The sequence below is a fragment of the Kitasatospora sp. NPDC052896 genome (genome assembly GCF_044547075.1).
Lineage (GTDB): Bacteria > Actinomycetota > Actinomycetes > Streptomycetales > Streptomycetaceae > Kitasatospora.
Genome location: NZ_JBITZU010000058.1, coordinates 1 through 7,194, shown reverse-complemented (window position 1 = coordinate 7,194; position 7,194 = coordinate 1). Strand labels below are relative to the sequence as shown.

Sequence of the window (7,194 nt, the reverse complement as noted above, 5' to 3'; positions counted from 1 at the left end):
CCGGTCACACCGTTCAGCTCGTTGCGCAGCTCGACCGCGGTCAGCGAGTCGAAGCCCAACTCCTTGAACGCCCGACCGGCCTCCACGGCGGTCGCGTCCGCGTAACCCAGCACCGCCGCCACCCGACCGCACACCAGGTCGAGCAGCGCGGCCTCCCGCTCCCCCGCCGGCAGCGCGCTGAGCGTGCGCACCAGGGAGGAACCGGCGGCCGCCCCCGACCGGCCGGCCTCGACGGCGCGCCGCGCCGGCCCTCGCACCAGTCCGCGCAGCAGCGGCGGCAGGGTGCCCGCCACGGCCTCGGCACGCAGCGCGGCCAGGTCGAGCCGCATCGGCACGAGCATGGCGGCATCCGTGGCGCAGGCGGCGTCGAACAGCGCCAGACCCTCGTCGGCGGACATGCCCTGGACGCCGCCGCGGCTCATCCGCTGGACGTCGACCTCGGCGAGGCTGCCGATCATGCCGCCGTTCGCCCAGGCGCCCCAGGCGAGGGAGGTCGCCGGCAGGCCCTGGGCCCGGCGCTGCCGTGCCAGTGCGTCCAGGAAGACGTTGGCGGCCGCGTAGTTGCCCTGGCCGAGACCACCGAAGGTGCCGGCGGCCGAGGAGAACAGGATGAACGCCGAGAGCCCGTCGGTGAGTTCGTGCAGGTTGAGCGCCGCGTCCAGCTTCGGACGCAGCACCGTGTCGAGCCGCTCGGGGGTGAGCGAGGAGACGATCCCGTCGTCCAGGACACCAGCGGTGTGCACCACACCGGTCAGCGGGAACTCCGCCGGCACGGCTGCCAGCACACCCGCCAGCGCCTCCCGGTCCGCGACGTCGCAGGCCGCGACCGTCACCGAAGCGCCCGACGCGCCCAGCTCGGCGACCAGTTCGGCCGCACCCGGCGCGTCCGCGCCACGCCGCGAGACCAGCAGCAGGCTCCGCACCCCGTGCTCGGCCACCAGGTGGCGGGCCACCAGCGCGCCGAGCATGCCCGACGCACCGGTCACCAGGACCGTACCGCTCGGATCGAACACCGGCGCCGGCTCGACGGCCGCGGCCACCCGCGCCAGCCGCGGCACCCGGACCTCGCCCGCGCGGATCGCCAGCTCCGGCTCCCCGCAGGCCACGGCCCCGGGCAGCGCGCGGAGCGAGGCGTCCTGGCCGTCCAGGTCCAGCAGGACGAACCGGCCCGGGTTCTCGGACTGCGCGGAGCGCAGCAGGCCCCACACCGGCGCGTGCGCCAGATCCTGCGGCCCGGCCTCGTCGGCGGCCACCGCGCCATGGGTCACCAGGACCAGGCGGGAGGCGGCGAACCGGTCGTCCGCCAGCCAGTCCTGGACCACGGCGAGCACCCCGTGCAACGCGGACCGGACCGCCTCGGCCGGGTCGGCCGCGTCGGCGGCGTCCAGCGTCAGCAACACCGCGTCGGGGGCGGCCAGACCGCCGTCCACCGCCGCACCCAGCGCCGCCAGGTCGGCGAACGCCTCGGCGCCCGAGCCGAGCACGTCCTCGCCCAGTGCCGCCCAGCCCGCTGCCGACGCCGACGGCACCGGCAGCGTGACCCACTCCACCTGGAACAACGACTCCGTGAACCCGCCACGGGCGGCGCGCACCTGCTCCTCGGAGACCTCGCGCATCGCCAGCGAGTCGACCGAGGCCACCGGCCGGCCCGACTCGTCCGCGAGCACCAGCGAGACCGTGTCGCGGCCCGCCGGGGACATCCGCACCCGCACCGCCGCCGCTCCGGCCGCGTGCAGGGTCACCCCGTTCCAGGCGAACGGGAGTCGCCCGCCGCCGTTCTCGTCCAGCATGTCGCCGATGCCGACCGCGTGCAGCGCGGCGTCCAGCAGCGCCGGGTGCAGGCCGAACAGCGCGGCGTCGCCGTGCGCGGCCTCCGGCAGCCGGACCTCGGCGCAGACGTCCTCGCCCAGGCGCCAGGCGGCGCGCAGGCCCTGGAAGACCGGGCCGTAGCCGAAGCCGGCGGCGGCCAGCCGCTCGTAGAGGTCCGTCACGTCGACCTCGACCGCACCGGCCGGCGGCCACTCGGTCAGCTCGAACGACGGCTCGTCGGCACGCGTGCCGGGTGCGAGCACACCGGTGGCGTGCCGGGTCCACGAGTCTTCGGCGAGCGCGTCCTCCAGCCGCGAGTGCAGGCTCACCGCGCGGCGGCCCGACTCGTCGGCGGCCTCCACGGAGAGCTGAACCTGGACGGCGCCGTGCTCGGGCAGGATGAGCGGCGCCTCCAGCGTCAGCTCCTCCAGCACCGTGCAACCGACCTGGTCACCGGCTCGGACGGCCAGCTCCACGAAGGCGGTGCCCGGCAGCAGCACCGAGCCCATCACGGCGTGGTCGGCCAGCCACGGGTGCGACCGCACCGACAGGCGGCCGGTGAACAGGAACCCGTCCGCCGCGGCGAGCGAGACCGCCGCGCCCAGCAGCGGGTGGCCGGCCACCGCGAGGCCGACGGCCGTGACGTCGCCCGTGCCGGTGGGCAGTCGCTCGGGCCAGTAGTGCTGGCGCTGGAAGGGGTAGGTGGGCAGGTCGATCCGGCGGGCACCGATGCCCGCGTAAACGGCCGACCAGTCCACCGCGACACCGCGCACGTACACCTGGGCGAGCGCCGTGGTCAGCGTGCGGACCTCGGGACGGTCGGCACGCAGCACCGGCGCGAACGCGACGTCCTCCGTGCCGGCGCAGTCCTGGCCCATCGCGGAGAGCACCCCGTCCGGACCCAGCTCCACGAACGTCCGGACGCCCTCGCGCTCCAGGGTCGCGACGGCGTCGCGGAAGCGCACGGCCTCACGGACGTGGCGCACCCAGTAGTCCGGGGTGGTGAGGTCGGCGGACTGGTCGAGGGTGGAGACGATCGGGATCCGTGGCGCGTGGAACTCCAGCGACTCCGCGACGGCCCGGAACTCCTCCAACATCGGGTCCATCAGCGGCGAGTGGAACGCGTGGCTCACCGTGAGCCGCTTCGTCTTGCGACCCTGCTCAGCCAGCCTGCCCGCGACCTCCAGCACGGCCGCCTCGGCACCCGAAAGCACCACGGACGTCGGCCCGTTGACCGCCGCGAGGCCCAACTCGGCCTCGCGACCGGCCAGCAGCGGCAACACCTCGTCCTCGGCCGCCTGCACCGCCACCATCGCACCACCGGACGGCAGCGCCTGCATCAACCGACCACGCGCCGCCACCAACTTCGCCGCGTCCGCCAGCGACAGCACACCGGCGACGTGCGCGGCCGCGATCTCACCGATCGAGTGACCCGCCAGGAAGTCCGGCAGCACACCCCAGGACTCCACCAGGCGGAACAGCGCCACCTCGATCGCGAACAACGCCGGCTGCGTGAAGCCGGTCTCGTGGATCGACTCGCCCTCGGCGGCGAACATCAACTCGCGCAGCGGACGGTCCAGGTACTGGTCCAGGTGCGCGAACACCTCGTCCAGCGCATCCGCGAACACCGGGAACGCGCCGTAGAGTTCGGCGCCCATCCCCAGCCGCTGGCTGCCCTGACCGGTGAACAGGAAGGCGAGCCGACCCTCGACGGCCGAGCCCCGCACCACACCCGCCGCCGACTCACCCGCGGCCAGCGCCGCCAGCCCGGCCAGCAACGCCGCCCGCTCGCCCGCGACGATCGCGGCGCGCTGCTCGAAGGCCGCGCGCGTCGTCGCCAGCGAGTAGCCGAGATCCGCGAGGCGCGGCTCGGCGTCGGCCTCGACGTGGGAGAGCAGCTCCCGCGCCTGGGCCCGCAGGGCGCTGTCGTTCTTCGCGGAGAGCACCACCGGCAGCACCGACGGCGCCACCGACGCCTCGACGGCCGGCTGCTCCGCGAGCTCCGGCGCCTGCTCCAGGATGGTGTGCGCGTTGGTCCCGCTCACACCGAAGGCCGAGATGCCGACCCGGCGCGGCGCACCGGTCCGCGGCCACTCGGTGGCCTCGGTCAGCAGCTCCACCGCACCGGCCGTCCAGTCGACGTGCGGGGTGGGCTCGTCCACGTGCAGCGTCTTCGGCAGCACGCCGTGCCGCATCGCCATGACCATCTTGATCACACCGGCCACGCCGGCCGCGGCCTGGGTGTGGCCGATGTTCGACTTCACCGCGCCGAGCAGCAGCGGACGGCCCTCCGGCCGCTCCTGGCCGTAGGTGGCCAGCAGCGCCTGCGCCTCGATCGGGTCGCCGAGCTTGGTGCCGGTGCCGTGCGCCTCGACCGCATCGACCTGGTCGGCCGTCAGCCCGGCCGAAGCCAGCGCCTGGCGGATCACCCGCTGCTGGGACGGGCCGTTCGGGGCGGTCAGACCGTTGCTGGCACCGTCCTGGTTGACGGCGCTGCCGCGAACGACGGCGAGGACCGGGTGCCCGTTGCGCTGGGCGTCGGAGAGCCGCTCGACGAGCAGCATGCCCGCGCCCTCGCCCCAGCCCGTGCCGTCCGCGGCACCGGCGAAGGCCTTGCACCGACCGTCCACCGACAGCCCGCGCTGGCGGCTGAACTCGATGAACAGGTCCGGCGTGGACATCACCGTCACACCACCGGCCAGCGCCAGCGAGCACTCGCCGTTGCGCAGCGCCTGCACCGCCATGTGCAGCGCGACCAGCGACGCCGAGCAGGCCGTGTCGACGGAGACCGCCGGGCCCTCCAGCCCGAAGGTGTAGGAGAGCCGGCCGGAGATCACACTGGTCGCCGTACCGGTCAGCCGGTGGCCCTCGATCCCCTCCTGGCCGTCGGCCAGCAGCGAGATGTAGTCCTGGCCGTTGGTGCCGATGAAGACGCCGGACTGGCTGCCGCGCAGCGTGGCCGGGTCGATGCCGGCCCGCTCGAAGACCTCCCACGAGGTCTCCAGCAGCAGCCGCTGCTGCGGGTCCATGGTGGTCGCCTCACGCGGGCTGATGCCGAAGAACGCGGAGTCGAACCGGGTCGCGTCCCGGAGGAACGCGCCCTTGCGGGTGTAGACCTTGCCGAGCTGCTCGGGGTCGTCGTCGAAGAGCGAGTCGAGGTCCCAGCCACGGTCGGTCGGGAAGTCCACGACCGCGTCACCGCCCGCGACGAGCAGCTGCCACAGCTCCTCGGGCGAGGTCACCCCGCCGGGGAAGCGGCAGCTCATCGCGACGATGGCGATCGGCTCGTCGTCCGCCACGGCGACCGTGGGCAGGGACGTCCCGGCCACCGGCTGGTGGCCGAGCAGCTCGGTGCGCAGGTGGTCGGCGAGCGCGGTCGCCGACGGGTAGTCGAAGACCAGCGTCGCCGACAACCGCAGACCGGTGGCCGCGTTGAGACGGTTGCGCAGGTCGACGGCGGTCAGCGAGTCGAAGCCCAGCTCCTTGAACGCCCGGCCACCCTCGACCGCGGTCGCGTCGGCGTAACCCAGCACGGCCGCCACCTGCGCCCGCACCAGATCCAGCAGCGCACGACCCTGCTCGACCCGCGACAGCCCCGCGAGGCGCTGCGCCAGCGAGGAGCCGGCGTCGGCCGTGGCGCCCTCGGTCCGCGATTCGGCGGCCGCCGCGCGGAGGCGCTGGACCTCCGGGACCTCGTCGAAGAGGCGGCTCGGACGGACGGCGGCGAACTCGGCGGCGAGCCGGTCCCAGTCGACGTCGGCGATCGTCAGGGCGACGTCACCGTGGTCCAGGGCCTGCTGCATCGCGGTGATCGCGAGCGCCGGGGCCATGCCGACCACACCGTCACGGCGCAGCCGGTCGGCGATCAGCTCCTCGGTCGCCAGGCCCGCCTCGGCCCAGGCGCCCCAGGCGATCGAGGTGGCCGGCAGGCCGTCGGCCCGGCGCTGCTCGGCCAGCGCGTCCAGGAACGCGTTGGCGGCGGCGTAGTTGGCCTGGCCGGCGCTGCCGACCGAACCCGCCATCGAGGAGAAGAGAACGAAAGCGGACAGGTCATGGGTGAGTTCGTGCAGGTTGCGGGCCGCGTCCACCTTCGGACGGGCCACGGCGGCGAAGCGCTCGACGGTCTGACCGTCCACCACACCGTCGTCCAGCACACCGGCCGTGTGGAAGACGGCAGTGACCGGGTGCTCCAGCGACGCCAGCAGCGCGGCCAGCGCCGCACGGTCGGCCACATCACACCCGGCAACCGTGACGTCAGCACCCAACTCGGCCAGCTCATCACGCAGTTCAGCCGCACCAGGCGCGTCCAGGCCACGCCGACTGGTCAGCAACAAGCGCTCGGCACCGTTGCGCACCAACCAACGCGACACCTCAGCACCCAGCGCACCCGTACCACCGGCCACCAGCACCGTGCCGGACGGCCGCCACGCGACCGCCTCGCCACGCGACGCCCGCACCAGACGACGACCGAAGACACCCGACGCCCGGACCGCGACCTGATCCTCACCCGCGACGCCGGCCAACACACTCGCCAGGCGCGAGAGAACCCGGTCGTCGACCGTCTCCGGCAGGTCGACCAGACCACCCCAACGCTCCGGGTGCTCCAGAGCCACCACCCGGCCCAGACCCCACACCCGCGCCTGCGCGGGGTTCACCAGCCGGTCGGACCGGCCCGTCGACACCGCACCGCGCGTCACGCACCACAGCGGCGCGTCGATCCGCGCGTCGCCCAGCGCCTGCACCAGAGTCGCGGTAAGCGCCGGATCCCCGTCGGTCACCGGCAGCCACAGCACACCGGAGACAGCGGCCGTGCCGTCCAGCGCCGCAGCCAGCAGCCCGGCCACCACCGCACGGTCGGTGACCTCCAGCTCGACCTGGCGGACATCCACGCCCCGCCCGGCCAGCATCGCCAGCGTGCCCGACACGGTCGGGTCCTCGGCGGCACCGGCGGGAACCGCCACCAGCCAGGTCCCCGACAGCACGCCCGAAGCGGCCTCGGTGACCGGCTTCCAGCTGTCGCGGTAGCGCCAGGCGTCCACCGTGTTCTGCTCGCGGCTCTGCCGGCGCCAGGCCGACAGCGCGGGCAGCACCGAACTCAGCGGCTGGTCTCCGTCCAGGTCGAGGGTCGCGGACAGGGCCTCCAGGTCACCGCTCTCGACGGCCTCCCAGAAGCGGGCGTCCACCGCGTCGACCGGGGCCTCGACCGCCGCGACCGTTCCGTCCGACTCCAGCCAGTACCGCTCGCGGTGGAAGGCGTAGGTGGGCAGGTCCACCCGGCGAGTGCCCTCGTGGGTCAGGAAGGACTGCCAGTCGACCGGGACGCCACGCACCCAGGCCTCGGCCAGGGAAGCGAAGAGCCGCTCCAGACCACCCTCCTGACGACGC

The 7,194-nt window shown here is 74.4% G+C and carries 1 protein-coding gene; it reads right to left on the bottom strand.

Going from position 1 to position 7,194, the window contains the following annotated elements; genetic code table 11:
* The coding region (locus ACIGXM_RS37175; RefSeq protein WP_396568549.1) for an SDR family NAD(P)-dependent oxidoreductase at positions 1 to 7,194 on the bottom strand (7,194 nt) is incomplete at both ends.